Here is a 24,228-nt window from a genome sequence, read left to right as displayed (position 1 = left end):
GGGTCAGGTGGTGATGCTGCGGCCGATGCCTTGGGCGGCTACTTGGAGGGCGGCGAGGAGGGCGGCTCGGTGGGAGCGGAGGTTGGGTACGACGAGGCCGACGGCGGCGACGACCGGGCCGTCGGGGCCGACGGGGCGGATGGGGACGGCGACTGAGCAGGCGCCGAGGGTCATCTCCTCGGTGGTGGTGGCGTAGCCGCGTTCGCGGATCTCGACCAACTGTCGGGCGAGGCGTCCCGGATGGGTGATCGTGTGCGGAGTGAAGCGGGTGAGCTGCTTCATCGCCTCCTCCTGTACGTCGTCTGGCGCGTACGCGAGCAGGACCTTGCCGACGCCAGTTGAGTGCAGCGGCAGATACGAACCGACCGTGCTGACCACGGGGACCGAGGCGCGGCCGGTCATCCGTTCCAGGTAGAGCGTCCGGATGCCCTCGCGGATCGCCAGGTGAACGGTCGCCCGGGTCGCCGCGTGGATGTCGTTCAGGAACGGGCCGGCCGTCTCGCGCAGGCCGCTCGGCAGGGGAGCGAGCAGGCCGACGCCCCACAGTTTGCGGGTGACGACGTACTGGCCGTCGGACTGCCGGGTGAGGGCACCGCCGGTGACGAGTTCGCCGATCAGGCGGTGGGTGGTGGGGAGGGGCAGGTTGGCGCGGGCGGCCAGCTCGGTGAGGGTGAGGCGGCGGTGCTGGTCGTCGAAGGCGAACAGGAGACTGAGCGCGCGGGAGACCACGGTCGCGCCCGGGGTGGAGACTCGGCCCGCCATCTCGGTGATCCTTCCACTCAGCGGAAGCCCATCGTGGCAGATGGAGCGCGCGGTGGCGACGATGAACGGGTGAACGAGCCTGCCGCGTCCCTGCCGACCCAGGCGCAGATCTCCGCCGAGATCGCCGCCGCCCCGTCCGGTCGTGCCGATCCGGTGCTCGGCTTCGCGCCGTACCGGAGCTCGTTGCTGCGGTTCCCGACCAAGGACCTGCGGCAGGCGGACCCCGAGGGTGCCGAGTTGCTCGCGCCCGTCTTCGGCGAGCACGACATCGACCCGCTCGAGGCCGATCTGACCATCCAGGCCGGCGGCGAGCCGATCGGCGAGCGGATGCTGCTCACCGGCCGGGTGTTGGACGGCGACGGCCGTCCGGTCCGGCATCAACTGGTCGAGATCTGGCAGGCGAACGCGTCCGGCCGGTACATCCACCAGCGCGACCAGCACCCGGCCCCGATCGACCCGAACTTCACCGGCGTCGGCCGCTGCCTGACTGATGCTGACGGCAACTATTCGTTCACCACGATCAAGCCCGGGCCCTACCCGTGGCGGAACCACCGCAACGCCTGGCGCCCGGCTCACATCCACTTCTCGCTGTTCGGCACCGACTTCACCCAGCGTTTCGTCACCCAGATGTACTTCCCGGGCGATCCGCTCTTCGGGCTCGACCCGATCTACCAGTCGATCACCGACCCGGCCGCGCGCGAACGCCTGGTCGCGACGTACGAACACGGCCTGTCCCAGCACGAATGGCTGCTGGGCTACCGGTGGGACATCGTCCTGACGGGATCGCACGCCACCCCGCTGGAGGACGAGAACCATGCCTGACCGTACCCCCGGCCAGACCGTCGGTCCGTTCTTCCACAACGCCCTCCCGTACGACGGCGATCGCGAGCTGATGCCGCTCGGTACCGGTATCCGCTTGCACGGCATCGTGTACGACGGTGCCGGGCAACCCGTTCCGGACGCGCTGATCGAGATCCGCCAGGCAGACGCCGCCGGTGTCGTCCCGGCCGTTTCCGGATCGTTGATACGTAACGGCGTTTTCACCGGCTGGGGTCGCTGCAGCACCGACCTGGCCGGCGAGTACTGGTTCTCCACGGTCGAGCCCGGCCCGGTCGACGGCGGTACGCCGTTCTTCGCGGTGACCGTGTTCGCCCGAGGGCTGCTCGACCGGTTGTTCACCCGGATCTACCTTCCCGACCCGTCCCGTGGAGACCGGCTCCTGGCCAGCCTCGACCCTGACGAGCAGGCTCGCATGACCGCGATCCGCGAGCCGGACGGTTCACTGCGCCTCGACCTGCACCTCCAGGGTGACAACCAGTCGGTCTTCCTGACCTACCCGAGGCACCAGTGAGCGACCTGCTGGAACCAGGTCGTCATCGCGCCGTCGGGCTCGGTGACGACGGGCTCTGGCGCGCGATGCTCGAGGTCGAGCGCGCCTGGCTCGCCGCCTTGGTTGCGCAGGGCAAAGCCACCGACCTCCACCTGCGTACCCTCACCGCAGCGATCGCGACTGACCTCCCTCGCCCAGCCCCGGAGACCATCGAGAACGCGGGGAGCCCGGTCGTCGAGCTGGTCCGGATCCTCCGATCGGCAGTCGACGAAGGTACCGCCCAACACGTCCACCGCGGGCTGACCAGCCAAGACGTCCTCGATACCGCGCTGATGCTGCTGGCCAAGGACGCACTCGGCCGCGCCGACACCTACCTCACCCTGACAGCGGCTTCGCTGGCCGAGCTCGCCCGAACCCATCGGGAGACAGTGATGGCCGGGCGGACGCTCACGCAGTACGCCGTACCGGTGACTTTCGGGCTGAAAGCGGCCCAGTGGCTGGTCGGCGTACTGGATGCGCGGGACGCGATCCGAGGCGCGCAGCTTCCCGTGCAGGTCGGGGGAGCTGCCGGGACGAGGTCGCTCCTGGGTGAGCTGACCGGCTCACCGGATGCGGTTATCGAGTCCTTCGCGACGGAACTCGGGCTGCTCCCCGCCCTGCCGTGGCAGACCCGTCGTACACCGATCACGCGGGTGGCCGACGTACTGGCGGAAGCTTGTGCGGCAGCCGGCGTCATTGCGAGCAACGTGTTGTTTCTGGGGCGTCCGGAGATCGGAGAGGTCCGGGAAGGGCGGTCCGCCGGGAAGGGGACGTCGTCGACCATGCCGCAGAAGGCCAATCCGGTGCTCAGTGTGTTGGTCCGCAGCGCCGCGTTGCAGGTGCCGCCGCTCGTCGGCCACCTGCACACCTGCAGCGCGTTAGCGACCGACGAGCGGCCGGATGGGGCCTGGCATGCGGAATGGCCTTCTTTTACTAGGGTTCTGACGCTCACCGTCACCGCGCTGTCCCAGACGGCGGATCTGCTCGGGGGACTGGAGATCGACGCGGCGGCGATGACTGCACGTGCCCAGCAGGCAGCTCCCGAGCTCCTCGCCGAGCGTGGCGGAGGGGGCGAACCTGCGGACTACCTCGGGTCGGCGACCTCCTTCGTCGATCAGGTGCTGGCGAGGTGGGACCGTGGTTGAGCTGACCTGCACCGACTTCGGCGGCTCCGGCGATCTGCTGATCGTCGGCCCGTCGCTGGGTACCTCGGTCGAGGCCCTGTGGAGCGCGTGTGTCTCAGGGCTGACCAAGTCCTTCCGAGTCGTCGGCTGGGACCTGCCCGGGCACGGCCGCAGCGCGCCGGCGACCGGGTTCGATCTGGCAGACCTCGCCGACAGCGTCCGCAAAGTCGGGGCTGAGCTCACTACCGGCAACGCCCGGTACGCCGGTGTGTCGGTAGCCGGTGCCGTCGGATTCGCACTCGCCGTCGACCCTGGGCCGTTCACCGCGATCGCGACCCTGGCGGCCGCGGGGAAGATCGGCGAGCCCGGTCCTTGGTATGAGCGCGCCGACCTGGTCCGGACGGCATCGACATCGGCGTTGATCGCAGGCTCGGTCGAGCGCTGGTTCGGCCCGGGGTTCACCGATCGCGATCCGCGGACCGCCGGGCGGTTGCTCGACAGTCTCACCGATGCGGATGCCCGGTCATACGCCGCGACCTGTGAGGCGCTCGCCCGGTTCGACGTACGGGATCGGCTGGGTGCCGCGACGGTACCGGTCCTGGTGACCGCGGGTCGCCACGATCGCGTCGTACCGCCGGAGCTGGCTCGGGAATCGGCGGATCGGTTGCCCGCGGCAACGTCGTACGTGTTCGAAGGGAGTGCGCACCTGCCGCCGGCCGAGGAGCCGACCGCGGTGGCCTCCGTCCTGACCGAGTACTTCCAGCGAGGTGGGCGATGAGCGATCCGACGTACGACGCCGGGATGCAGGTGCGTCGCGAGGTGCTGGGCGATGAGCACGTCGACCGGGCCGAGTCGGCCAAGACCGCACTGACCGCCGACTTCCAAGAGCTGATCACGAAGTATGCCTGGGGTTCCATCTGGACCCGGCCCGGGCTGGACCGCCGGATGCGGAGCGCGATCACCATCACCGCGTTGATCGCGCACGGGCACTGGACCGAGCTGCCGATGCACCTGCGGGCCGCGCGCCGGAACGGGTTGAGTGTCGAGGAGATCACCGAGGTGCTGCTGCAGTCGGCCGTGTACTGCGGGGTGCCCGCCGCCAACCACGCCTTCGCGATCGCGCAGGAGGTACTGAATGACTGAGGTGACGCGTACCCAGGTCGGGATCGTGGGCGGTGGGCCGGCTGGGCTGATGCTCTCGCACCTGCTCGCGCTGGCGGGGATCGATTCGGTCGTGGTCGATCGTCGTACCCGCGAAGAGATCGAGAACACGGTTCGCGCCGGGATTCTCGAGGACGACAGCGTCCGGCTGCTGGTCGAGACCGGGGTCTCCGATCGGGTGCACCGCGAGGGAATCGCGCACGACGGCATCGTGCTCCGGTACGGCGGCGCGAGTCACCGGATCGACTTCAAGGGACTGGTCGGGGCGGCGTCGTGGTTGTATCCGCAGACCGATGTGTTCATCGACCTCGCGAATGCTCGCGCTCGGGACGGTGGTGATGTGCGGTTCGGGGTTGCCGACACCCGCGTTGTCGACGTCACCTCGGACCGGCCCGGAATTCTGTTCTCGGCCGATGGGGTCGAGCACGAGGTGCGGTGTGAGTATCTCGTCGGGGCGGACGGATCGCATTCGATGTGCCGGCTGGAGGTTCCGGAGGACCTGCGGCAGCATTACGTGCGCGAGTATCCCTTTGCCTGGTTCGGGATTCTGGCCGAGGCGCCGAAGAGTGCGCCGGAGCTGATCTACACGCACTCGCCGCGCGGGTTCACGCTGATCAGTCAACGCACGGACACCTTGCAGCGGATGTACTTCCAGTGCGATCCCGACGAAGACGCCGACTCCTGGTCGGACGACCGGATCTGGTCCGAGCTGCAAGCCCGCGTGGCCGGCCCCGACGGTCTGACCCTGCACGAGGGGCCGATCACCAGCAAGACCGTCCTCCGCTTCCGCAGTTTCGTCGCCGAACCCATGCGGTACGGACGCCTCCTGCTCGCCGGCGACGCCGCCCACACCGTCCCACCCACCGGAGCCAAAGGCCTCAACCTCGCCCTGGCCGACGTCCGGGTCCTCGCCGAGCTTCTCGAACGGACGCTCACTGGCGACGATGCCCTGGACGAATACGGTCCCCGTGCCCTGGCCCGTGTCTGGAAAGCCCAGCACTTCTCCTACTGGATGACCAGCATGCTCCACACCATCCCCGGCGCCAACGCCTTCGACCTCCGCCGCCAGCTAGGCGAACTCGACGCCGTCACCACCTCCACCGCCGGTTCCACCTACCTGGCCGAGACCTACACCGGCTGGCCTAGAGGGTCGCGATAGCGGTGATGCTGATGGCCAGGCCTACTACGTAGGTGCCTAGGGCACCTATGTCGCGGAGGGGTCCGTGCGCGGCGAGGGTCTTGGCGGTCAGCATGCCGATGGCGTGGGTGGTGCGGACGACCAGGGCGGCGATGGCCAGCGCGTCTACGAGCCAGCTGTCGGACAGCATCGAGCAGACCAGCAGCAGGACGAGCATGGTCGGGATGTACTCGGCAGCGTTGCCATGAGCCCGTACGGCGATCAGTAGCGGATCTGCAGGGTCTGATGGGGCCTGGTTGCCGGCGCCGCGCAGGGCTCGGTGACGGGTGACGTTGGCGCCGAGCAGGAAGAGTAGGACACCGAGCAGGCCCATGCAGATGGTGGTGATGGTGGTCATGCGAAGACTCCCGTGGTGAGGTGCTGGACGATGGACTGGCTGAGGGTGGTGCCGAGGAGGGCGTCGGTTTTGTGCATGCCGCCGGGGCAGGTGACGTTGACCTCGATCAGGCGGCCGCCGATCACGTCGGCGCCGGCGATGGTGAGGCCGTGCTGGACGAGGATCGGCCGCAGCGCGGCGGCGATCGCCTCGTCGGCGGCGTCGATCGGCGCGATGGCGACCGGCGGGCCGATCCGGAAGTCACTGGCATCCGGCCGGCGCAGGACCGCACCGACGATCTCCCCGTTGAGCAGGAAGAGCCGTTTGTTGCCATGCGCAACAGCAGGCAGATACTCCTGGGCGATCACCTGCCGGCGCCCGCCACGAGTGGCCGACTCCAGCAACGACAGCGCGGAGTGGTCGTCGTGCGCCAGCCAGACATCAAGGCCGGCGAATCCGTCGACCGGCTTGACGATCGCGGTACCGACGCGAGCGACGAAGGCGCGCAGCGCGACGACGGACGTGCCGACGTAGGTGGACGGGCACAGCGAGGGGAACCGTAGGGCGATGAGCTTCTCGTGGACCGCGCGGATCCCGTCCGGCCGGTTGATCACCCGGGTACCCGCCAGATCCAGCAGGTACGTCGTGTGCAGGTACCGCTCGTCGACCGGCGGATCGATCCGCAGCTGCGCGACCAGGAAGTCGGCGACGTCGACCAGGCCGACCTCCAGTTCGTCGTACCAGGTGGGGTCGACGATCCACCGGTGATCGTGCCCGGGCCGGCGCGGACGGAGTCGGATGCGATGCGCGCGAACCTGCAGGCGGCCGTCGATGACGGCGAGCTCTTCCGGCTGGCAGCACCACACCTCGTGGCCGAGGTCCTGGGAGGCGGCCATGAGGCCGATGGTCGCGTCGACGTCGGCCTGCAGCCCGACGAGTGGGTCGGTGATGAACAGGATGCCGTTCATGCGACCAGCTCCAGGTCGAGTTCACCGGCTGCGGCGGCCCGCCACTGGGAGGCGAGCTCACCCCGACTCGGTTCGAGCGCCCGCAACACGCTGCGGCGGTGCGTGGCGTCGTACATCAGACTGGTGAGCGCATTGATGACGCGGCCGATGGCGAAGGGTTCCTGTGCGTCGAGGAAGCGGACCTCCAGGTACGTCGATCGCGGCCGCACCGGCGGGAACATCGTGGTGAGATGCTCGCCCGGGCCGCCGGCCGTGAAGACCGCAGCGCCTGCGGCGAAGGCGGTGTAGGCGGCGATCGGGTCGTCGCCCACGAGCAGCCGATCGTCGAAGCCGGTTCGCGCCGGATCGGCATCCAGCCAGGTACTGAGCCGGCCGTGCGGGCCTGAACTCCGCGCGAACCGAGCGGCGAGATACGGCCCGGCGAGATTGAGGACTCGCCACTGCTCGAGCCCGGCTCGCCCCGGCCACCAGTCGAGGCAGACCTGTGTGGAGGCGGTACGGCGCATCATCCGGCGACCGGCAGGGCCGATCGAGTCGAAGTGACGGTGCATCGCGACGTACCGCGGGCTGGTGAGCTGCAGCGGCACCTCGTGCTCGGGCCGCGGGTCGACCGGCAGCGCGTAGATGGTGAGGTGGGCCGCGGCGAGGTGACTGGCGATGTCGTCCACCATCGTGCGGACCTGGCCGACCGGGTCGAGAGTGCACGGCAGGCTCAGTTCGAGCTGCCCACCCGGTTCGAATCCCAGGTACGGCGCCGCGATCGCGCCGGCCGCGGCACGTCGTACCCGCTCGATCGGTACGGCGGCGCCCGTGGTGGCGTCGGCGACCAGGAACTCCTGCTCGACGGCGACCCGGACACTCCGGCGCCGGCCCCGCGCAAACAGCTCCGCCACCAGCGGGTGCAGTTCCTTCGGTTTCATGGTCGCTCCTGATACTGTAAGGATTCCTGTCGAAATAATGGAAGGAATCCTTACGAGTGTCAAGCCCTGACCTGCCCCGACCCGACCGCAAGCCGTTCATCGCCCTGGTCGACCGTGCGAACCGGGCGCTCCAGGTGGACATGGTGCGCGAGATGGGCCGGCGCGGCTTCCCGAAGGCGAAGCAGGCGCACAACGCGGTCTTCGCCACCCTGCAGTGGGAGGGATCGCGCTCGGCGGACATGGCGACCCGGGCCGGGATGACCCGGCAGTCGATGGGTGAGCTGGTCCGCGAGATGGTTGCCCTGGGCATCCTTGAGATGCGCCCGGATCCGGAGGACGGCCGAGCCAAGCTGGTCACCTACAGCGAGCTCGGTCAGAAGGTGGTGGCCGACGGGTTCCAGCGCCTTCGTGAACTGGAAGACCGCTTCGCCGAAGAGTTCGGTCCGGAGGAATACGACATCGCTCGCGATGTGCTCGCCCGCGTCGCCGACGTACTGGACCGCTGGGCTGACGAGTGAGAATTCGACTGTCGGCAACGCGTCCGCTGCCGACAGCCCCCCTCGGGTGGTGCGGGTTTCAGCTCTTGCTGTAGTCGCAGGCCGCGATCGCCGCTTCGCCCTTGGCGGTAGCGGTCTTGACCTGCTTGCCGTCGACCTCGATCACGCAGGTCAGCGTGCCCTTCTGGTCGATGCTGTTCTGTGCCGACACCTGGTAGACCGGGAAGTCCGTCTTGATCTTCAGGGTCTTCGTCCACGGTACGGCGGTGCCGGTCGACTGCTCGGTGGTCGTCGAACCGTCCGTCGTGTAGGTCAGATCGGCCTTCTTCGACGTACCGCTGATCTTGTAGACGACCGTGTGTTCGGTGTTGCCCGTCGCGGCCGCACTGCAGCCGGTGATGCCGACGGCAACGATTCCGGCGGCCGCCACGATCAGGTGCTTGGTGTTGAGCTTCATGATGTTCCTTCGGGTCAGGGGACCTTGTCGAAACCTCGGACGGGCCCTTGCAGGCAACGGATCCCACGGATCTGCGGAGTTATCGATCCGTTGTCCAGTGGTCTAAACCAACGTGTCGGGAATAGTTGACATGTCGGGAATCTCCGACGTATTGTCCAGGCATGACGGATGCGTTCGCGGCGCTTGCCCACCCGGTACGGCGTCGGTTGCTCGAGCTGTTGGTGAATGGACCACGGACTGCCGGGGATCTGGCGGCGCAGTTCGAGTTGAGCCGGCCTGCGGTGGCCGAACACCTCAAGATCCTGCGCGATGCGGAGTTGGTGCGGGACCGGGCCGAGGGGCGCGAGCGGCACTACTCGCTCGATGGCGCGCCGCTGGCTGTGGTCACCGAGTGGCTGCATCCGTTCGAGCAGTACTGGCGGCCGCGACTGCGGGCGCTGGCGGATCTTGCGGAAGAGTTGGAGGGTTCGGATGAGTGAGACGGCCATCGTGGTGGATCAATTCGTGGCGGCGGCACCGGAGCGGGTGTGGCGGGTGCTGACCGAGCCGGAGCTGCTGGGCCAGTGGTGGGCGCCGGGCGATGTCGCGCCGGTCGTCGGTCATCAGTTTCACCTGCAGATGCCGAAGTGGGGCGAGATCGCCTGCGAGGTCACGCACGTCGATCCGCCGACCCGCTTCATCTACACCTTCAATGGGGACTGGACGCTGGATTGGCGGCTCAGCCCGGAAGGCCGAGGGACTCGGTTGTTCCTCGAGCACTCCGGCTTCGATCTCGACAATCCCCAGCACCGCAACGCGTTTGAGCGCATGGGTCCAGGATGGCGGGACACCGTACTGCCGAAGCTGGCCAAGGTTGCGACCGAGCTCACACCCCAGAAGCTGGCCTGAAGCTGTCAGAAACGTCCGCCGGACCCGTCGGGCTGGGACAATGCGGGCATCGACTAGAGCTGGGGGTGCTCGATGCGAACTTATCGCGTCATAGCCGGTGTCACTGGGGTTGTCGGAGTGCTCGGGGCGGTGGGGAGTCAGGTCGCGACGGTGAGCGCCGACCGGACGTTCGCGACGACCTCGACGGTTGCGCAGAGCCTGATCTCGATCGGGGTGCCGTTCATCGGTGCGGTCGCGGGGGCCCGGCGCGAGAAGTCGTTGTACAAGCTGGCCTTCGGGTACGCCGTGGGGATGGCGGCGCTCGGGTTGATCGCGTCGATTCTTGTTGTGCTGTTGGTGCCGTCGACCTCGAACGACCTGTGGCAGCATGCGCCGATGATCGTCATCGGCTCGTTCGTGACGCAGCTCGTCGCGCAGTCGCTCGGCACCGGGTTCGGGTTGTTGACCGGGCGCGGGGTGATCGCGTCGATCCTGACGATCGTGCCGCCGCTCGGTGTGTACTTCGTGCTGGCCGCGATCGGACCTGGGGTACGGCGACTGACGCCGTACGGGTCGGCTCAGTTGTGGTGGAAGGGCACGTTCAGTGGTGCGGACGTGCTGCCGTTCCTCGTGATGGTGGCGATCTGGGGTGTCGCGCTCAACGTCCTGGGACTTTACGTCGCGCGTTCGCGACCAGCCTGACGACGATCCCGGTCACGAACGCCGCGACGCCCAGGATGCCGATGATCCCGAAGGCCCAGGTGCCTGCGGTGTTCGTGGCGTCGTGGTGGCGCAGGCCGATCTGGGTGCCGAGTTCGCTGAGCTTGAACTCGTCCACCGCGTCGATGGTGCCGTCGTCGGCCGCCATGCCGGCCGCGACCCGCAGGATCTCCTGGCGTTCGGCGTCGGTGTAGCCGCCTTCCGGCGTACCGGAGCAGGGGAGTTCCTTACCGCTCGTGCGGTCGACGAAGAGCACGGTCGGCTTGCACGCCGGCAGCCGTCCGGAGGCGGCCGGGTCGGCGACCATGATCTGATAGCTCAGCTTGGTCGCCGAGTCGGTCACCATCGCGCCGACCAGTCCGATGACCGCTGCCAGGGCTCCGCCGATCAGCAGCCGCTTGGCGGTACGTCGTACATCCATTCGCCGAGGGTCTCACCCGTACCGGGAAGCTGGCGAGACATGACAGCAACCGGTCGTCAGGGCAGGGTGTTGCCGGCGGAGGTGTAGAGGCGGTACCACTCTTCGCGGGTGAGTCGGATCGCGGCGCCGGCGGCGGCGTCCTGGACCCGGCTCGGCGTCGTGGTGCCGATGACGATCTGCAGGTTGGCGGGGTGCCGGGCCAGCCAGGCGATCGCGATCGCGTCCGGAGACGTGTTGCGGGCGCTCGCGAGTTCGTCGAGGGCGTCGTTGAGCGCCGGGTAGTTCTCCCGGTCGCCGATGAACACGCCACCGTTGTTGGGTGACTGCACGGAACCCCAGGTCTGGATGGTCATGTCGTGCAGCCGGCTGTAGTCGAGGATGCCGAGATCGCGATCGGCCGACTGCTCGAGACCCATGATGTTGGCGGCCAGGCCCTGGGCGACCAGCGCGGCGTTCGTGATGCTGAACTGGAGCTGGTTCGCGACCAGCGGCTGCTGGACCGACTTGCGCAGCAGCTCGATCTGACCGGGCGTGTGGTTCGAGACGCCGAACGCGCGCACCTTGCCCGCGCCGTGCAGCTCGTCGAACGCGGCCGCGACCTCGTCCGGCTCGACCAACGTGTCCGGACGGTGGATCAGCAGTACGTCGAGGTACTCGGTCCGCAACGCGGTCAGCGACTGCTCGACACTCGACAGGATGTGCTCGCGGGACGAGTCGAAGAAGCCCGACCGGATCCCGACCTTCGACTGCAGCAGGATCTGGTCCCGCTCGGACTCCGGCACCGGATGCGCCTCGCCGTACCGCTGCTCGCAGCCGTGCGGCCCGCCGTAGATGTCGGCGTGGTCGAACATCGTCACGCCGGCGTCGCGCGCGGTCCCGACGAGTGTGCGGATCTCCTCGTCGGTCTTGTCCTTGATCCGCATCAGCCCGAGCACGACCTGCGACGCAGTGGTCCCGTTCATGTCAATCGTTGTCACGTTGCGACCCTAGTCCTCGTCCGGCTTCGGCGGCAGCGTCGGGTAGTCGACGATCGGGTAGAGACCGACGGTGAACCCGTACGTCGTGTCGCCGGCGCGCGGGAGTCTGTCGAACTCGAGGATCAGGTCGTGGACGCCGGCCCAGAACTCGGCGGCGCGTTCCTCGGGGATCCGGGCGTGCCGGATGAACGAGCGGAGCCGGCCCTCGTCGTACGCGGATCTGGACTCCTCGGCGGCGACCTCGAAGTCGTTGAAGTCCTCGGGTAGGCCCTGGCGGCCGAGTCCGACGTAGAACGCCCGCGCGGCGCGGCCGTAGAACCGCTCCTCGATCGCGCGCACCTTGCGGGTCCGGACGATGCGCAGGATGCCGGCGTCGGTGAGCACCTTCACGTGGTGGGCGACCGTGCTCTTCGGCCGTTTGACCGCGGTGGCCAGCTCGGTGACGGTCGCGGCCCGCTCATGCAGGAGACCGAGGATCGTCGTCCGGAGGGGGTCGGCGATCGCCCGCACCTGCTCCGCGGTGGTCAGCTCGATCGTCTCCGCGAGCTCGTAATCCGGCACTTGACTGTTGCCCGTCACGATCGAACATACTAGCATCGTCGATTGTTCGAGATATTTGGATCATTGGAGCGGATCATGACCGAGGTTGTCCTGTACCACCACGCGCAGGGGCTCACCGACGGGTTGAAGGCCTTCGCCGAGGAACTCCGCCAGGCCGGGCACACCGTCCACCTGCCCGACCTCTACGCCGGGAACACGTTCGACAACCTTGACGACGGCATGGCGTACGGCAAGAGTGTCGGCTTCGGTAACCTGCTCGAGGCCGGCGTCGCCTACGCCCAGGACCTGCCCGAAAACGTCGTGTACGCAGGCTTTTCGATGGGGGTCATGCCCGCGCAGCAGCTCACGCAGACCCGCGCCGGCGCGCTCGGCGGCCTCTTCTTCCACTCCTGCATCCCGGTCTCGGAGTTCAGCCAGGCCTGGCCGGCCGGGGTGCGCGCGCAGATTCACGCAATGGACGAGGACCCGTGGTTCACCGAGGAAGACGGTGACCTGGCGTCGGCTCAGGCCTTGGTCAAGGCGAACCCGAACGACGCGGAGCTGTTCCTCTACCCCGGCAAGACGCACCTCTTCGCCGACTCCTCGCTGTCGGACTACAACGAGGAGGCGGCGAAGCTGCTGATGACCCGCACCCTGGAGTTCTTGGGCTGAAGGGTTACGCGGTCGCCTCGACGGCGACCGGCTCGGCGGCGTCCGCGGTGGACCGGGTGGGGATGCAGGCGGCGATGGCGAGGGCGACCAGGGCGGCGCCGGCGCCGATGATGAGGACGGTGCGGAAGCCGTTCTGGGACGGCAGGGTGTAGCCGCCGAGGTTGATGGTGAGCTGGGCGAGGATGACGCCGGCGACCGCGCTGGAGACCGAGGTGCCGATCGAACGCATCAGGGTGTTGAAGCTGTTGGCGGCGGCGGTCTCCGAGACCGGTACGGCGGACATGATGAGCGCGGGCATCGCGCCGTACGCGAGGCCGATGCCGGCGCCGATCAGGAGCGAGACCAGGACGATCTGCCAGACCTGGCTCATCAGGATGCTGCCGACGCCGTAGCCTGCGGCGACCACGACGGCGCCGAGCATCAGCGTCACCTTGGGTCCACGCGCAGCCGAGATCTTCGCGGACAGCGGCGCGGTGACGAGCATGACGAGACCGGACGGGCCCATCACCAGACCGGACGCGAGCATCGACTGGCCGAGTCCGAAACCGGTTGCCTTCGGCATCTGGAGCAGCTGCGGTACGACGAGCGACATCGCGAACATGGCGAACCCGAACACCATCGACGCCAGGTTCGTCAGCAGTACCTGCGGTCGCGCGGTGGTGCGGAGGTCGACCAAAGGCTCGCTGGTACGGCGTTCCCACCATCCCCACCCGAGGATCGCGACGACCGCCAGCGCGAACAGCGCCAGGACCCGAGTGCTGCCCCAGCCCCAGTCGCCGCCCTGAGAGATTGCCAGCAGCAACGAAATCAGGCCGATCGACAGACCGACCCCACCCAGTACGTCGAAGCGCCCGCCGGACCGGACCGCGGACTCGGGGACGAACCGCAGTACCAGGCCGAAGATGACGATGCCGAGTCCGGCCGACACCCAGAACAGTGCGTGCCAGCTGACGTTCTCGGCCAGCAAGGCGGCAGCGGGCAGTCCGAGTGCGCCACCGACTCCGAGGGACGCGCTCATCTGGGCGGTCGCCGTACCGAGGCGTTCGGACGGCAGTTCGTCGCGCATGATGCTGATCCCGAGCGGGATCACGCCGGAGGCGAAACCCTGCAGGGCACGGCCGACGACGAGCGGGATCAGTGAGCTGCTGAGTGCCGCGACGATCGAGCCGGTGATCAGCAGGCCGATGCTGATCAGCAGCATCCGGCGCTTGCCGTACATGTCGCCGAGCCGGCCCATGATCGGCGTCGCGACTGCGGCCGCGAGCAGGGTGGCGGTGATGGCCCAGGCGGTCGAACCGGCCGACGCATGCAGGAGCCGGGGCAGTTCGGGGATGACCGGGATGACCAGGGTCTGCATCAGCGCGACGGTGATGCCGGCGGATGCGAGCACCGGGACGACGGCTCCAGCACGCACGGGCGGAGCCGCAGGGACAGCGGACATCGGGATGCCTCCGAGGGGACGGATAAATAGTTGGTTTCTGCAACCAAAGACTAAGTCAGGCAGTTGACTTAAACAAGATCGCGAGGCAAGGTGGGAGGAGATCAACGCGGAGGTGATGTCTCGTGACCGAACGTGACCTAATCGACTATCCGATGCCTCCGGTGGCCGCTGTCGAGCCACCGGCCGAGTGGGAAGAGCTCCGTCAGCAATGTCCGGTGGCGCACGTCCGGCTGCCGAGCGGTGACCAGGCCGCGCTCCTCACCCGGTACGACGACGTCCGCCAGGTGCTCGCGGATCCGCGCTTCGGCCGGACCACGCAGGCCGAGGGGGCCGCGCGGATCTCGGCGGAGGGGTCGAGCGGCGTGTTCGATCGCAAGGAGCCGTCGCCGATCCCGCAGTCCGGTGACGGGCACCAGCGCTGGCGCCGGATGCTCACCAAGTGGTTCACCACGAAGCGGATGGCCGCCCTGCGTCCGCGGATCGAGGCGATGGCCGATCAGCTCATCGACGAGATGATCTCGAGCGGTCAGCCGGCCGACCTCAAGGCCGCCTTCGGGTACCCGCTGCCGGTCTGGGTGATCTGCGATCTGCTCGGCGTCCCCAACGACGACCGCGAGCACTTCTCGCACTGGTCCGACACCTTCCTCAGCCTCAGCCGCTACAAGCCGGCCGAGATCGACGCCGCACAGGCGGAGTTCACCGCCTACATGACCGAGCTCGTCGAGGCCAAGCGCAAGCAGCCGGGCACCGACCTGCTGAGCGACCTCATCACCGGCGCGGATGCGGCGGGGGAGAAGCTCAGCGCGGAGGCACTCGTTGCCACCGGCAAGGGTTTGCTGATCGCCGGACACGAGACCACCACCAACATGATCGGCAAGATGATGGCGATGCTGCTCGCCGACCGGTCCCGGTGGGAGCAGTTGGTCGCCGATCCGTCGCTGGTGCGGACGGCCGTCGAGGAGATCCTCCGGTACGACGCCAATCCCGGCTTCGGTCTGACCCGGTACCTGGACGAGGACGTCGAGGTACCGAGTGGTGGCGTGCTGCCCGCGGGGACGACCGCGATTTGCAATATGGCCGCGGCGAACCGGGACGAGAGCGTCTTCACCGATGCGGCCGAGCTCGACCTGACTCGGAGTCCGAACCTTCACATCACGTTCGGCGCCGGACCGCATTCGTGCGTCGGACAGTCGTTGGCCCGGACCGAACTCCAGGTTGTGCTCGAGGTGCTGCTGCGTCGCCTGCCCACGCTCGCGCTCGCCGTACCGGTCGCAGAACTGCCGCCGGTCGAGGGTTTGCTCGTCGGTGGACTGCGGGAAGTCCCGGTGGTCTGGTGATGATGATGGCCAAGACCGTCCGGACCGACAAGGCGTCGGCGACCCGTGAGCTGATCCTGGACACGGCCGAGCGGATGTTCGCCGAGCGCGGGATCCACGAGGTCTCGAACCGGCAGATCAGTGAGGCGGCCGGGCAGGGCAACAACACCGCGGTCGGGTACCACTTCGGCACCAAGACCGATCTGATCCGCGCCATCCTGCGCCGGCACTCGTCGGCGGTCGAGGAGCGTCGCGCGGAGATGGTCGCGGCGGTGCAGGGCAGTCGCGAGCTGCGGGACTGGGTCGAGTGCCTGGTCCGCCCGTCGACCGACTACCTGGCGTCGCGCGGCGTGCCGACCTGGATGGCGCGGTTCAACGCCCAGCTGATGACCGATCCGGCGTTGCGCGAGGAGGTCTTCAACGAGGTCCTGATCCCGGGGTCGATGCTGAAGATCATCGACGCCCTCAACGAGTGCATCGGGGAGCAGTCGATGCCGGTGCGGATGGAGCGCGGCACGATGGCGCGGATCCTGATCATCCAGATGATCGCGGACCACGAACGCGACCTGGCCGAGGGGCGCGCGACCGCGCGGACCAGTTGGCACGACATGGCGACCGGCCTGATCGACGGCATCGTCGGGATCTGGACCGCGCCGGTGACCCGATGAGCGTTTTGATTGTGGGCGCGTCGGCGGCTGGGTTGTCGACGCTGGAAGCCTTGCGTAGGCAGGGTTATCAGGAGTCGATCACGGTGCTCGGTGCCGAGACGCACCTGCCGTACGACCGGCCGCCGCTGTCCAAGCAGTACCTGGTCGGCGACTGGGACGAGGTACGGACCCGGCTGCGGCCGGAGGAGATGCTCGCGAAGCTCGGTGCCGACTTCGTTCTCGGCGATCCGGCCCGTGCCTTGGATGTGGATCGGCGCGTGGTGAGCACCGAGTCCGGTCGCGAGCTTTCGGCCGACTCGATCGTCATCGCCACCGGCCTCCGCGCTCGCATGCTGCCAGGACAGGCGGCTCTCGCCGGCGTCCACGTACTCCGCACGCTCGGCGACGCCGACGCGCTCCGCCAAGACCTGGTGGGTTCTCCCCAAGTGGTTGTTGTCGGGGACGGCGTGCTTGGCGCCGAGATCGCTGCCACTGCTCGCAAACTGGGTTGCTCCGTCACCATGGCGGGACCGCAGTCGGCTCCGCTGGAGAGTCAGTTCGGAACGATCGTCTCCGGGCTGTTGGCTGAGCTGCACACCGCCGAGGGTGTCGATCTGCGATTGGGTACGGCGGTCAGTGGGCTGACGTCGGCGAGTGGCCGGGTGACCGGCGTACAGCTGGCGAACGGTGACCATCAGCCAGCCGATGTCGTGGTCGTCGCGCTCGGAGCGACTCCGGCTACGGAGTGGTTGGCGGACAGTGGGCTGACTCTCGACAACGGTGTGGTGTGCGATGCGCAATGCCGGGCGGCTGACGGGATCTATGCCGCCGGTGATGTCGCGCGGTGGCGCCACGACGAGCTGGACACCCTGCTCCGCCTGGAGAATCGGACCAACGCGACCGAGCAGGCCGCCTGTGTCGCGGCCAACATCCTCGGCGAGAACCGTTGCTACACCCCGATTCCGTACTTCTGGACCGATCAGTTCGCGACCAAGATCCAGGTCCACGGCATCCCGGGCGCCAACGCCGAGGTCGTTGTCGCCGAGGGCGCACTCGACGAGCGCCGGTTCGTCACCCATTACCGCCGCGACGGCCGCACAGTCGCCGTACTCGGCTGGAACATGCCCAAACAAACCCGTCTGCACCGGGCACACCTGGTGCACGTGTGAACCCTCGCTGGGGAAGGGGAACGTGATGACAGCAACTCATCAAGCTCCGGAGTATCCGATGGCCCGTGCCGCCGGCTGCCCGTTCGATCCGCCGCCGAAGCTGCGCGAGCTGCAGGAGGAGGCGCCGCTGACGAAGGTGGACGTCTTCGGCCAGACCGCCTGGATGGTCACCCGGTACGACGACCAGCGGCGGCTGATCGGTGACCCGCGGATCAGCTCGGACATCTACAAGCCGGGGTATCCGGCCGGCAACCGGATCCTGCCGCGCCAGGACGACGACACCGGGATCGGCTTCATCCTGATGGACGATCCCGATCACGCCCGGATGCGCCGGATGGTGACCGCGCCGTTCATGATCAAGCGCGTGGAGGCGATGCGCCCGCAGGTGCAGCAGATCGTCGACGACCTGATCGACGAGCTGCTGGCCGGGCCGAAGCCGGTCGACCTGGTGCAGGCGTTCGCGTTGCCGATCCCGTCGCTGGTGATCTGCCAGCTGCTCGGCGTTCCGTACGAGGACCACGACTTCTTCCAGAAGAACAGCAGCATCCTGCTCCGGACCAGCGCCTCGATCGAGGAGCGGACCAAGGCGCGCGGCAACATCGGCGGCTACCTGAACGACCTGATGGGCGACAAGATCGCCAACCCGAAGGACGATCTCCTGTCCGGGCTGGCCGAACGGGTCACCGCTGGTGAACTGACCCGCAAGGACGCGGCCGGAATCGGTGTCCTGCTGCTGATCGCCGGTCACGAGACGACCGCGAACATGATTGCCCTCGGCACCCTCGCACTGCTCGAGCATCCCGACCAGCTCGCCAAGCTGCGCGACACCGACGACCCGAAGCTGATCTCGTCGGCGGTCGAGGAACTGCTGCGCTACCTGACCATCACCCACCAGGGCCGCCGCCGCGCGATCCTGGAGGACATCGAGTTCGACGGGCAGATCCTGAAGGCCGGCGAAGGGGTGATCTTCCCCAACGACATCGCCAACCGGGACCCGGAGATGTTCCCGGACCCCGACACCCTCGACGTCACCCGGGACGCACGCCGGCACATCGCCTTCGGCTTCGGCGTACATCAGTGCCTTGGGCAACCACTGGCGCGGATGGAGCTGCAGGTCGTCTACGGCACCCTCTACCGCCGGATCCCGACGCTGCGCCGCGCCGTCGAGCTCGACGACGTCCCGTTCAAGCACGACGGCGGCGTGTACGGCGTCTACTCGCTCCCGGTCACCTGGTAACCAGAAAGCAGGCACACCCATGAAGGTCATCGTCGATCAGGACAAGTGCGTCGCCTCCGGCCAATGCGTCACGGCCGCGATGGACGTCTTCGACCAGCGGGACGAGGACGGCATCGTCGTCCTCCTCACCGACAACCCGCCCGAATCCCTCGCCGCCGACGTCCACCAGGCCGCCGCCGTCTGCCCCGCCCTGGCCATCGTCGTCGAGGACTGACCCCACCCGGGGCCTTGAACACATCGTGGTGGGCGTGAACAGGTAATACCGTGTTCACGCCCACTGCGGCACGTGCCCGGCGTAGGTTTGGGGGGTGCGGGAGTTCAGGGTTGTGGTGGCGGAGGCGGAGGTTGCGGGGCTGCGGGAGCGGCTTCGGGGGACTCGGTGGGCTCGGGAGTTGCCGGGGGAGGGGTGGGCGCGCGGCGTACCGGTTGAGTACTTGCGATGGGTGGTTGAGCGGTGGATCGAGTTCGATTGGCGGGCTTGGGAAGCGCGGCTGAATGGCTATCCGCAGTTCGTGACGCGGATCGACGAGCAGGACATTCATTTCCTGCACGTGAGGTCGCCCGAGCCTGATGCGTTGCCGTTGGTGCTCACGCACGGGTGGCCGGGGTCGGTGGCCGAGTTCCTGCCGATCCTTGGGCCGCTGACTGACCCCACCGCGTACGGCGGTGATCCGCGCGACGCGTTCCATGTCGTCGCGCCGTCCGTCCCCGGCCACGGGTTCTCGGTACCTCTCGAGTCCGGTTGGGATCACCTGCGGATCGCGAAGGCCTGGGCCGAGCTGATGCGGAGACTCGGCTACGACCGGTACGGCGCTCAGGGCGGTGACACGGGGTCCGTCGTCTCACCGTTGCTCGGGGCAACTGATCCGGAGCACGTGGCCGGCGTACACATCAATGGGGGACTGGCTTATCCCGAGGTCCGACCAGGGGATGAGCTGACAGAGGCGGAGCGTGAGCGGCTCAAAGCGGCGGATCGCCTGCGCGCGGTCGGCACGGGATACGCCGACCTCCAGGGCACCCGGCCGCAGACCGTAGCGGCTGCGTTGAGCGACTCACCGGTGGGGCAACTCGCCTGGATCCTCGAGAAGTTCTGGGAATGGACCGACCCCGCGAAACCCCTGCCCCACAAGGCGGTTGACCTCGACCATATCCTGTTCGACGTCTCCATCTACTGGTTCACCAACACCAGTGCGACCTCTGCCAACCTGTACTACGAAGGCAGCGACCAGCACGCGCGGTCCGACGTACCGACCGGGGTTGCGGTCTTCCCGACCGACCCTGCGATCCGGCAGGTGCTAGAGCGTCGGCACCGGATCGTGCACTGGTCGGAGTTCAGGCGTGGCGGGCATTTCGCGTCCCTGGAGGCACCGGATCTGCTCGTGGACGACATCCGGCGATTCTTTCGGCTGGTCCGGTAGCCGCGCCGGCGCCACGAACGTCATCAGCGATCCGTCGCGTTCGGCCACCGCATCAGGCCAGCGGCGGCGGACCATCCGGAGGCTGGCGTCGTTGGCGGCGCTGACGACGAAGAGGAAATGCGTCGCGCCGGAGGCGATGGCGTCGGCGGCTGCCACGGCGAGCATGTGGATGCCGAGGCCGCGGTGCTGCTCGTGGTCGGCGATCACGGCAGCGAGTTCGGCGACCCGGCCGTCCGCCTGGTCCGGGAGGCCGAGGGTGGCCCAAGCCCACATGGCGTGGCCGATCATGCGGTCGTCGCGGATGGCTACCCAGGCTCCGCCCGCCGGCCGGAGCATGCGGAGCAGCAGGGCGGAGCGCGGCGGCGAGCCGATCGCGGTCTGGAACCGGAACCAGCGACTGAGGTCGGACAAGCCGCCGAGCAGGTGCCCGAGCCCGTCCAGGTCGGCCTCGTCGCCCCGGCGGAGGGTCACTGGCTGAGTCTGGTTCACGGATTCAGCGTGACTGCACTTGGCTAAGTCTGTCAAGCAGACTTATCATCGAGGGATGACGACCCAGGTTCCGGAGGCGATGGCCTACTCGACGGAGAACTGCACGATCTCCCGGACGATGGAGATCCTCGGCGACAAGTGGACCTTCCATGTCCTGCGCGAGCTGTTCGTCGGGGTCCGGCGGTTCGAGGACATCCGCATCCGGGCCGGCATTCCGCGACAGGTGCTGACCGACCGGCTCGCCTCGCTGATCGAGCGCGGCGTCCTGCGCCGGCAGCCGTACCGCGAACCCGGCCAGCGCGAGCGGTACGAGTACCGCCTGACCCAGGCCGGTCTGGACCTCTACCCGGTCATGGTCGCGATGATCCAGTGGGGCGATCAGTACCTCGAGACCGAGGGTGGTGCGCCGATCGAGCCGCGGCATCGCGACTGCGGTGAGCACGTGAGCGTCGTACTGCGCTGCGATGCCGGCCACGAGCCGGAGCCGCGCCAGGTGGCGATCCGGCCGGGCCCGGGTGCCGTTCGGCGCACGATCGCCAGTTAGGCGTCGAGCTCTTCGATGGCGGCGCGGAGCAGCCGCTCGGTGTCGCGTGGCTGTGCGCCGGCGATCGACAGTGCGTCCATCGTGACGACGTACGCGTCGAGATCCTCGCGCTTGTCCAGGTAGACCGCACTGGTCAAGTGTTCGATGTAAACGATGTCCGGCAGGTCGGAGTCGTTGAACCGCAGCAGCGTGAACGCGCCGCCGGTCGCGGTGTACCCACCCTTGCCGAACGGGATGATCTGCAGCGTCACGTTGTGCCGCCGGGACTGCTCGATCAGGAACTCGAGCTGATTGCGCAGCACCGTCTTGCTGCCGATCGGCCGGTGCAGCACGGCCTCGTCGATGACCGCCCAGAGGCGAGCAGGTCGCTGCCGCGTCAACACTTCCTGGCGACGCATCCGCAGGGCGATCAGGCGGTCCTGTTCCTCGCGCGGCAGCGGTTCCTCGAGCCGGCCCATCTTGATCACCGCGCGGGCATACTCGGGGGTCTGCAGCAGGCCGGGGACGAACTGGAGCTCGAAGGTCCGGATCAGGTCCGCGGCCATCTCCAGGCCGAGGTAGGAGTGGAACCAGTTCGGCGTGAGGTCGTCGTACCGCTGCCACCAGCCGGGGTTGTTCGCCTCCCGGGCCAGCCCCAGCAGGCGGTCCCGCTCGTCCTCGTCGTCGAGTTTGTACAGCGCGAGCAGGTCCGCGACGTCACGGACCTTGAAGCCGACCCGCCCGAGCTCCAACCGGCTGATCTTCGACTCCGAGCCGCGGATCGCCCAGCCCGCGTCGGTCCGGGAGATACCGGCTTCCTCGCGCAGCCGGCGCAGGTGTGCGCCCAGCATGATGCGCAGGGCGGTAGGGCCGCCGTACGCCGGTTCCGTCACGCCTGCCCTCCCCCTCGGTTCTTACCGTCGTCAGCGATCATTTCACAACAGAACGTAAACACGTCCAGCGCAACCCGCGTGCACGACGTGTCCACCAGGCCCTACTGTCAGTAGAGTCTTCCCACAGACTTCCCGACGGTTGCGAGGTTCATCGATGCCCGACTCCAGCAAGGCTCCCAGTTCGGTTCCGGTCGGGGTGGATACCACCAGGGCCAGTATCGCCCGGGTGTACGACGCCTTCTTGGGAGGCAAGGACAACTTCGAGGTCGACCGCGAGGTACTGCGCGGGGTCCAGGCCGCCGCGCCGCAGGCCCAGGACCTGGCCTGGTCGAACCGGAACTTCCTGATCCGCTCCTGCCGGTTCCTGGCGGGCCAGGCGGGGATCACGCAGTACCTGGACTGCGGTTCCGGTCTGCCGACCGCCGAGAACACCCACCAGGTCGTGCAGCGGATCCAGCCCGAGGCCAAGGTGCTCTACGTCGACAACGACCCGGTGGTGCTCGCGCACGGCCGCGCGCTGCTCGAGGAGAACGAGAACACGCTGTTCGTCAGCGCCGACATCTTCGAGCCCGACGAGGTGCTGAGCAGGCCCGAGGTGCGGAACTTCCTCGACTTCAGCCAGCCGATCGCCGTGGTGCAGGCCGGCACGCTGCACCACTACATCGGTAGCGAAGGTGCGCAGATCATGAAGACGTACGTCGACGCGGTGGTGCCCGGGTCGTACACGGTGATCTCGCACTTCTACGACCCGGAGACTCCGGAGCACACCGAGGTCGCCCAGAAGATGGAAGACAAGTTCATCCACAGCCCGATGGGCAGCGGCCGGTTCCGCACCCGCGCGGAGCTGATGGAGTTCTTCCCCGGCCAGGAGCTGGTGGCCCCTGGTCTGGTGCTCTGCGACGACTGGTGGCCGGACGGCCCGCGGCTCAAGCCGCTGAACCAGGTCGAGGAGTGCATCGTCGGCGCTGTCGGCCGCAAGCTCTAGCCAGTACGTCGAAGTGCCCCGGGACTCGCTGGTCCCGGGGCTCCTCGCGTCCTAGACCGGGAGCGTCCAGCGCTGCCCGGCCGAATTGTTGCATGCGGCAACGGTTACTGGACTGCCGAGACTTGTCGGCGCCGTCAGGCACTTGCCGTTGACCCGCAATGAGCCGTCGCTGGCGGTTGTCCATTGCTGGTTGGTGCCGCCGTGGCAGCTGTAGGCGAGCACGGTTCCGGCCTGGGTCGCGCTCGCGTCCAGGCAGCTGAACAGTGCGTGCAGCGTGTGGTTCTCGGCGTGCACCCAGTTCTGGTTATCTCCACCAGTGCAGCTGTAGAGCAGAACCGTCGTACCGTCCGATCCCGAGACGTCCAGACAGCCCCCGCTGCCGCGCACCTCGCCGGACGACGAGTTGCCGATCCCGTTCTCCTGTACGGCGGTTGTCCCGGAGATCGTCACCTGGCTGTCGGCCGCGCAGCCGCTGCTCTCCGAGCTGCCGGTGAAGTGCGCCGTACTGCTGCCACTGGTCGGTGCGGGCATCGTCAGCTTCGCGTACGGCTCGTCGTCGCAGGTGGCCTTGCTGTTGTTCCAGTCGAAGTACTCGGTCCAGCTGACCATGCCCGACGTACTGATCCGGTTGCCGGCTCCCGTCTGCAGGCTGCCGAGTTTGAACGACGTACCGGCGGTGAGGTCGCGGACGGTCACGCCGTACCAGCCGCTGCCTTCGTCGGCGATCGCGAACGCGTAGGTGTGGCCGGCGATCGGGGTGCGGTCGAGGCGGCAGCTACCGCCGGTGCCGTCCTCCTGGAACTGGATGCAATACGTGCCGGCGTCGCCGACGCGCCAGTCGGTCGAGTTCCAGAGCGAGTAGATGAACATGCCGACGCCGTCGCGGTGGGTCTGCATGCCGGTGTAGCCACCGACGTCGCTCGCGGTGAAGCTGAACTGGTTGGCCCAGTAGACGTTGGCGCGGCCGGGCGAGGCGTTGATCGTCATCCGGAACTCGGCCTGGGAGAGGGAGGCCGAGTCGAAGGTGTAGTTCACGTAGGTGCCGGGCGTGACGCCGATGGCGGCCGCGGGAAGCGCGGGCACCAAAGCGCCGAGGCTGAGCAGGGCGCAGAGCAGTAGGGACTTGAGTCTCACGTGCATC

The 24,228-nt window shown here is 68.0% G+C and carries 30 protein-coding genes and 1 pseudogene; 19 read left to right on the top strand and 12 right to left on the bottom strand.

What is annotated here, in order from left to right; all coding sequences use genetic code 11:
- Window positions 1-3: 3 nt before the first annotated feature.
- Complete coding sequence (locus tag ACIA49_RS04980) at window positions 4-762, bottom strand: IclR family transcriptional regulator (protein WP_396375785.1); 759 nt, start codon at window positions 760-762, stop codon at window positions 4-6.
- A gap of 69 nt (window positions 763-831) precedes the next feature.
- Here ACIA49_RS04980 and pcaH point away from each other — a divergent pair, with 69 nt between their 5' ends.
- From pcaH to ACIA49_RS04950, 6 genes are read left to right on the top strand one after another with little or no spacing between them, the layout of a single operon-like run.
- Complete coding sequence (gene pcaH, locus ACIA49_RS04975; RefSeq protein WP_396375784.1) at window positions 832-1,584, top strand: protocatechuate 3,4-dioxygenase subunit beta; 753 nt, start codon at window positions 832-834, stop codon at window positions 1,582-1,584.
- The gene (gene pcaG, locus ACIA49_RS04970; protein WP_396375783.1) at window positions 1,577-2,113 is read left to right on the top strand and encodes a protocatechuate 3,4-dioxygenase subunit alpha; all 537 of its coding nucleotides are present in this window, start codon (window positions 1,577-1,579) and stop codon (window positions 2,111-2,113) included. The genes pcaH and pcaG overlap by 8 nt, the downstream gene beginning before the upstream one ends.
- Window positions 2,110-3,276: a lyase family protein gene (locus ACIA49_RS04965; protein WP_396375782.1), complete on the top strand. Its 1,167-nt coding sequence runs from the start codon at window positions 2,110-2,112 to the stop codon at window positions 3,274-3,276. Before pcaG ends, ACIA49_RS04965 begins: the two co-directional genes overlap by 4 nt.
- On the top strand, window positions 3,269-4,033 hold the full coding sequence (locus tag ACIA49_RS04960; protein ID WP_396375781.1) for an alpha/beta fold hydrolase: 765 nt from the start codon (window positions 3,269-3,271) through the stop codon (window positions 4,031-4,033). Before ACIA49_RS04965 ends, ACIA49_RS04960 begins: the two co-directional genes overlap by 8 nt.
- Window positions 4,030-4,398, top strand: coding sequence for a 4-carboxymuconolactone decarboxylase (gene pcaC / locus ACIA49_RS04955; protein WP_396375780.1), 369 nt, complete (start codon window positions 4,030-4,032; stop codon window positions 4,396-4,398). Before ACIA49_RS04960 ends, pcaC begins: the two co-directional genes overlap by 4 nt.
- Window positions 4,391-5,575: a 4-hydroxybenzoate 3-monooxygenase gene (locus ACIA49_RS04950; RefSeq protein WP_396375779.1), complete on the top strand. Its 1,185-nt coding sequence runs from the start codon at window positions 4,391-4,393 to the stop codon at window positions 5,573-5,575. Before pcaC ends, ACIA49_RS04950 begins: the two co-directional genes overlap by 8 nt.
- On the opposite strand, the gene ACIA49_RS04945 is transcribed toward ACIA49_RS04950, so the two are convergent.
- Genes ACIA49_RS04945 through ACIA49_RS04935 form a run of 3 tightly spaced genes read right to left on the bottom strand, consistent with a single transcriptional unit; the run spans window position 5,559 to window position 7,818 of the window.
- On the bottom strand, window positions 5,559-5,951 hold the full coding sequence (locus ACIA49_RS04945) for an MAPEG family protein (RefSeq protein WP_396375778.1): 393 nt from the start codon (window positions 5,949-5,951) through the stop codon (window positions 5,559-5,561). The genes ACIA49_RS04950 and ACIA49_RS04945 overlap by 17 nt on opposite strands.
- Window positions 5,948-6,898, bottom strand: coding sequence for a hypothetical protein (locus tag ACIA49_RS04940; protein ID WP_396375777.1), 951 nt, complete (start codon window positions 6,896-6,898; stop codon window positions 5,948-5,950). The genes ACIA49_RS04945 and ACIA49_RS04940 overlap by 4 nt, the downstream gene beginning before the upstream one ends.
- Entirely contained in the window at window positions 6,895-7,818 is a 924-nt protein-coding gene (locus ACIA49_RS04935; protein WP_396375776.1) for a glutamate-cysteine ligase family protein, read from the bottom strand. Before ACIA49_RS04935 ends, ACIA49_RS04940 begins: the two co-directional genes overlap by 4 nt.
- Before the next feature lie 56 nt (window positions 7,819-7,874).
- On the opposite strand from ACIA49_RS04935, the gene ACIA49_RS04930 reads away from it, so the two are divergent.
- Complete coding sequence (locus ACIA49_RS04930; RefSeq protein ID WP_396375775.1) at window positions 7,875-8,336, top strand: MarR family winged helix-turn-helix transcriptional regulator; 462 nt, start codon at window positions 7,875-7,877, stop codon at window positions 8,334-8,336.
- Window positions 8,337-8,394: 58 nt separating this feature from the next.
- Here the strand turns inward: ACIA49_RS04930 and ACIA49_RS04925 are convergent, their stop codons facing one another.
- On the bottom strand, window positions 8,395-8,772 hold the full coding sequence (locus tag ACIA49_RS04925; protein ID WP_396375774.1) for an MmpS family transport accessory protein: 378 nt from the start codon (window positions 8,770-8,772) through the stop codon (window positions 8,395-8,397).
- A gap of 161 nt (window positions 8,773-8,933) precedes the next feature.
- Here ACIA49_RS04925 and ACIA49_RS04920 point away from each other — a divergent pair, with 161 nt between their 5' ends.
- From ACIA49_RS04920 to ACIA49_RS04910, 3 genes are all read left to right on the top strand, one after another.
- Window positions 8,934-9,251 (top strand): ArsR/SmtB family transcription factor, encoded by a 318-nt coding sequence (locus ACIA49_RS04920; protein WP_396375773.1) that lies wholly within the window; start codon window positions 8,934-8,936, stop codon window positions 9,249-9,251.
- A complete protein-coding gene (locus tag ACIA49_RS04915) occupies window positions 9,244-9,660 on the top strand; it encodes an SRPBCC domain-containing protein (protein WP_396375772.1) in 417 nt (138 codons plus the stop codon). Before ACIA49_RS04920 ends, ACIA49_RS04915 begins: the two co-directional genes overlap by 8 nt.
- A gap of 72 nt (window positions 9,661-9,732) precedes the next feature.
- Window positions 9,733-10,341: a hypothetical protein gene (locus tag ACIA49_RS04910; protein ID WP_396375771.1), complete on the top strand. Its 609-nt coding sequence runs from the start codon at window positions 9,733-9,735 to the stop codon at window positions 10,339-10,341.
- Here the strand turns inward: ACIA49_RS04910 and ACIA49_RS04905 are convergent.
- Genes ACIA49_RS04905 through ACIA49_RS04895 form a run of 3 tightly spaced genes read right to left on the bottom strand, consistent with a single transcriptional unit; the run spans window position 10,298 to window position 12,336 of the window.
- Window positions 10,298-10,780: a hypothetical protein gene (locus ACIA49_RS04905; RefSeq protein WP_396375770.1), complete on the bottom strand. Its 483-nt coding sequence runs from the start codon at window positions 10,778-10,780 to the stop codon at window positions 10,298-10,300. The genes ACIA49_RS04910 and ACIA49_RS04905 overlap by 44 nt on opposite strands.
- A 56-nt stretch (window positions 10,781-10,836) precedes the next feature.
- Complete coding sequence (locus ACIA49_RS04900; RefSeq protein ID WP_396375769.1) at window positions 10,837-11,757, bottom strand: aldo/keto reductase family oxidoreductase; 921 nt, start codon at window positions 11,755-11,757, stop codon at window positions 10,837-10,839.
- A gap of 9 nt (window positions 11,758-11,766) precedes the next feature.
- Window positions 11,767-12,336 carry an ArsR/SmtB family transcription factor gene (locus tag ACIA49_RS04895; protein ID WP_396375768.1) on the bottom strand — a complete coding sequence of 190 codons (570 nt, stop codon included), beginning with the start codon at window positions 12,334-12,336 and terminating at the stop codon, window positions 11,767-11,769.
- A 57-nt stretch (window positions 12,337-12,393) separates the two neighbouring features.
- On the opposite strand from ACIA49_RS04895, the gene ACIA49_RS04890 reads away from it, so the two are divergent.
- Window positions 12,394-12,969, top strand: coding sequence for a dienelactone hydrolase family protein (locus tag ACIA49_RS04890; protein ID WP_396375767.1), 576 nt, complete (start codon window positions 12,394-12,396; stop codon window positions 12,967-12,969).
- 4 nt (window positions 12,970-12,973) lie between these two features.
- Here ACIA49_RS04890 and ACIA49_RS04885 read toward each other — a convergent pair whose 3' ends face one another.
- Complete coding sequence (locus tag ACIA49_RS04885) at window positions 12,974-14,410, bottom strand: MFS transporter (protein ID WP_396375766.1); 1,437 nt, start codon at window positions 14,408-14,410, stop codon at window positions 12,974-12,976.
- Window positions 14,411-14,532: 122 nt separating this feature from the next.
- Between ACIA49_RS04885 and ACIA49_RS04880 the strand changes: the two genes are divergently transcribed.
- The 6 genes from ACIA49_RS04880 (at window position 14,533) to ACIA49_RS04855 (ending at window position 20,197) form a co-directional block, all read left to right on the top strand.
- Window positions 14,533-15,747: a cytochrome P450 gene (locus ACIA49_RS04880; RefSeq protein ID WP_396375765.1), complete on the top strand. Its 1,215-nt coding sequence runs from the start codon at window positions 14,533-14,535 to the stop codon at window positions 15,745-15,747.
- A 5-nt stretch (window positions 15,748-15,752) separates the two neighbouring features.
- Window positions 15,753-16,394: a TetR/AcrR family transcriptional regulator gene (locus ACIA49_RS04875; RefSeq protein WP_396375764.1), complete on the top strand. Its 642-nt coding sequence runs from the start codon at window positions 15,753-15,755 to the stop codon at window positions 16,392-16,394.
- Window positions 16,391-17,542, top strand: a complete 1,152-nt coding sequence (locus ACIA49_RS04870; RefSeq protein ID WP_396375763.1) for an NAD(P)/FAD-dependent oxidoreductase — start codon at window positions 16,391-16,393, stop codon at window positions 17,540-17,542. Before ACIA49_RS04875 ends, ACIA49_RS04870 begins: the two co-directional genes overlap by 4 nt.
- Before the next feature lie 25 nt (window positions 17,543-17,567).
- Complete coding sequence (locus ACIA49_RS04865) at window positions 17,568-18,779, top strand: cytochrome P450 (protein ID WP_396375762.1); 1,212 nt, start codon at window positions 17,568-17,570, stop codon at window positions 18,777-18,779.
- Window positions 18,780-18,798: 19 nt separating this feature from the next.
- The gene (locus ACIA49_RS04860; protein ID WP_396375761.1) at window positions 18,799-18,993 is read left to right on the top strand and encodes a ferredoxin; all 195 of its coding nucleotides are present in this window, start codon (window positions 18,799-18,801) and stop codon (window positions 18,991-18,993) included.
- A 94-nt stretch (window positions 18,994-19,087) separates the two neighbouring features.
- On the top strand, window positions 19,088-20,197 hold the full coding sequence (locus tag ACIA49_RS04855; RefSeq protein ID WP_396375760.1) for an epoxide hydrolase family protein: 1,110 nt from the start codon (window positions 19,088-19,090) through the stop codon (window positions 20,195-20,197).
- A gap of 78 nt (window positions 20,198-20,275) precedes the next feature.
- On the opposite strand, the pseudogene ACIA49_RS04850 reads toward ACIA49_RS04855, so the two are convergent.
- Window positions 20,276-20,668, bottom strand: a pseudogene (locus ACIA49_RS04850) (GNAT family N-acetyltransferase); the annotation flags it as partial.
- Between the two features lie 73 nt (window positions 20,669-20,741).
- Between ACIA49_RS04850 and ACIA49_RS04845 the strand changes: the two are divergent.
- Complete coding sequence (locus ACIA49_RS04845; protein ID WP_396375759.1) at window positions 20,742-21,230, top strand: winged helix-turn-helix transcriptional regulator; 489 nt, start codon at window positions 20,742-20,744, stop codon at window positions 21,228-21,230.
- On the opposite strand, the gene ACIA49_RS04840 is transcribed toward ACIA49_RS04845, so the two are convergent.
- The gene (locus tag ACIA49_RS04840) at window positions 21,227-22,060 is read right to left on the bottom strand and encodes a helix-turn-helix domain-containing protein (RefSeq protein WP_396376034.1); all 834 of its coding nucleotides are present in this window, start codon (window positions 22,058-22,060) and stop codon (window positions 21,227-21,229) included. The genes ACIA49_RS04845 and ACIA49_RS04840 overlap by 4 nt on opposite strands.
- A gap of 196 nt (window positions 22,061-22,256) precedes the next feature.
- Here ACIA49_RS04840 and ACIA49_RS04835 point away from each other — a divergent pair, with 196 nt between their 5' ends.
- Window positions 22,257-23,087, top strand: coding sequence for an SAM-dependent methyltransferase (locus tag ACIA49_RS04835; protein WP_396375758.1), 831 nt, complete (start codon window positions 22,257-22,259; stop codon window positions 23,085-23,087).
- 51 nt (window positions 23,088-23,138) lie between these two features.
- On the opposite strand, the gene ACIA49_RS04830 is transcribed toward ACIA49_RS04835, so the two are convergent.
- Window positions 23,139-24,221, bottom strand: coding sequence for a ricin-type beta-trefoil lectin domain protein (locus ACIA49_RS04830; protein ID WP_396375757.1), 1,083 nt, complete (start codon window positions 24,219-24,221; stop codon window positions 23,139-23,141).
- Window positions 24,222-24,228: the final 7 nt, after the last annotated feature.

Origin of the sequence: Kribbella sp. NPDC051587, from assembly GCF_044453945.1 — a bacterium.
Classification (GTDB): Bacteria; Actinomycetota; Actinomycetes; order Propionibacteriales; family Kribbellaceae; genus Kribbella.
The sequence above is the reverse complement of the archived record's forward strand: the minus strand, read 5'-3'. Positions and strand labels throughout refer to the sequence as shown.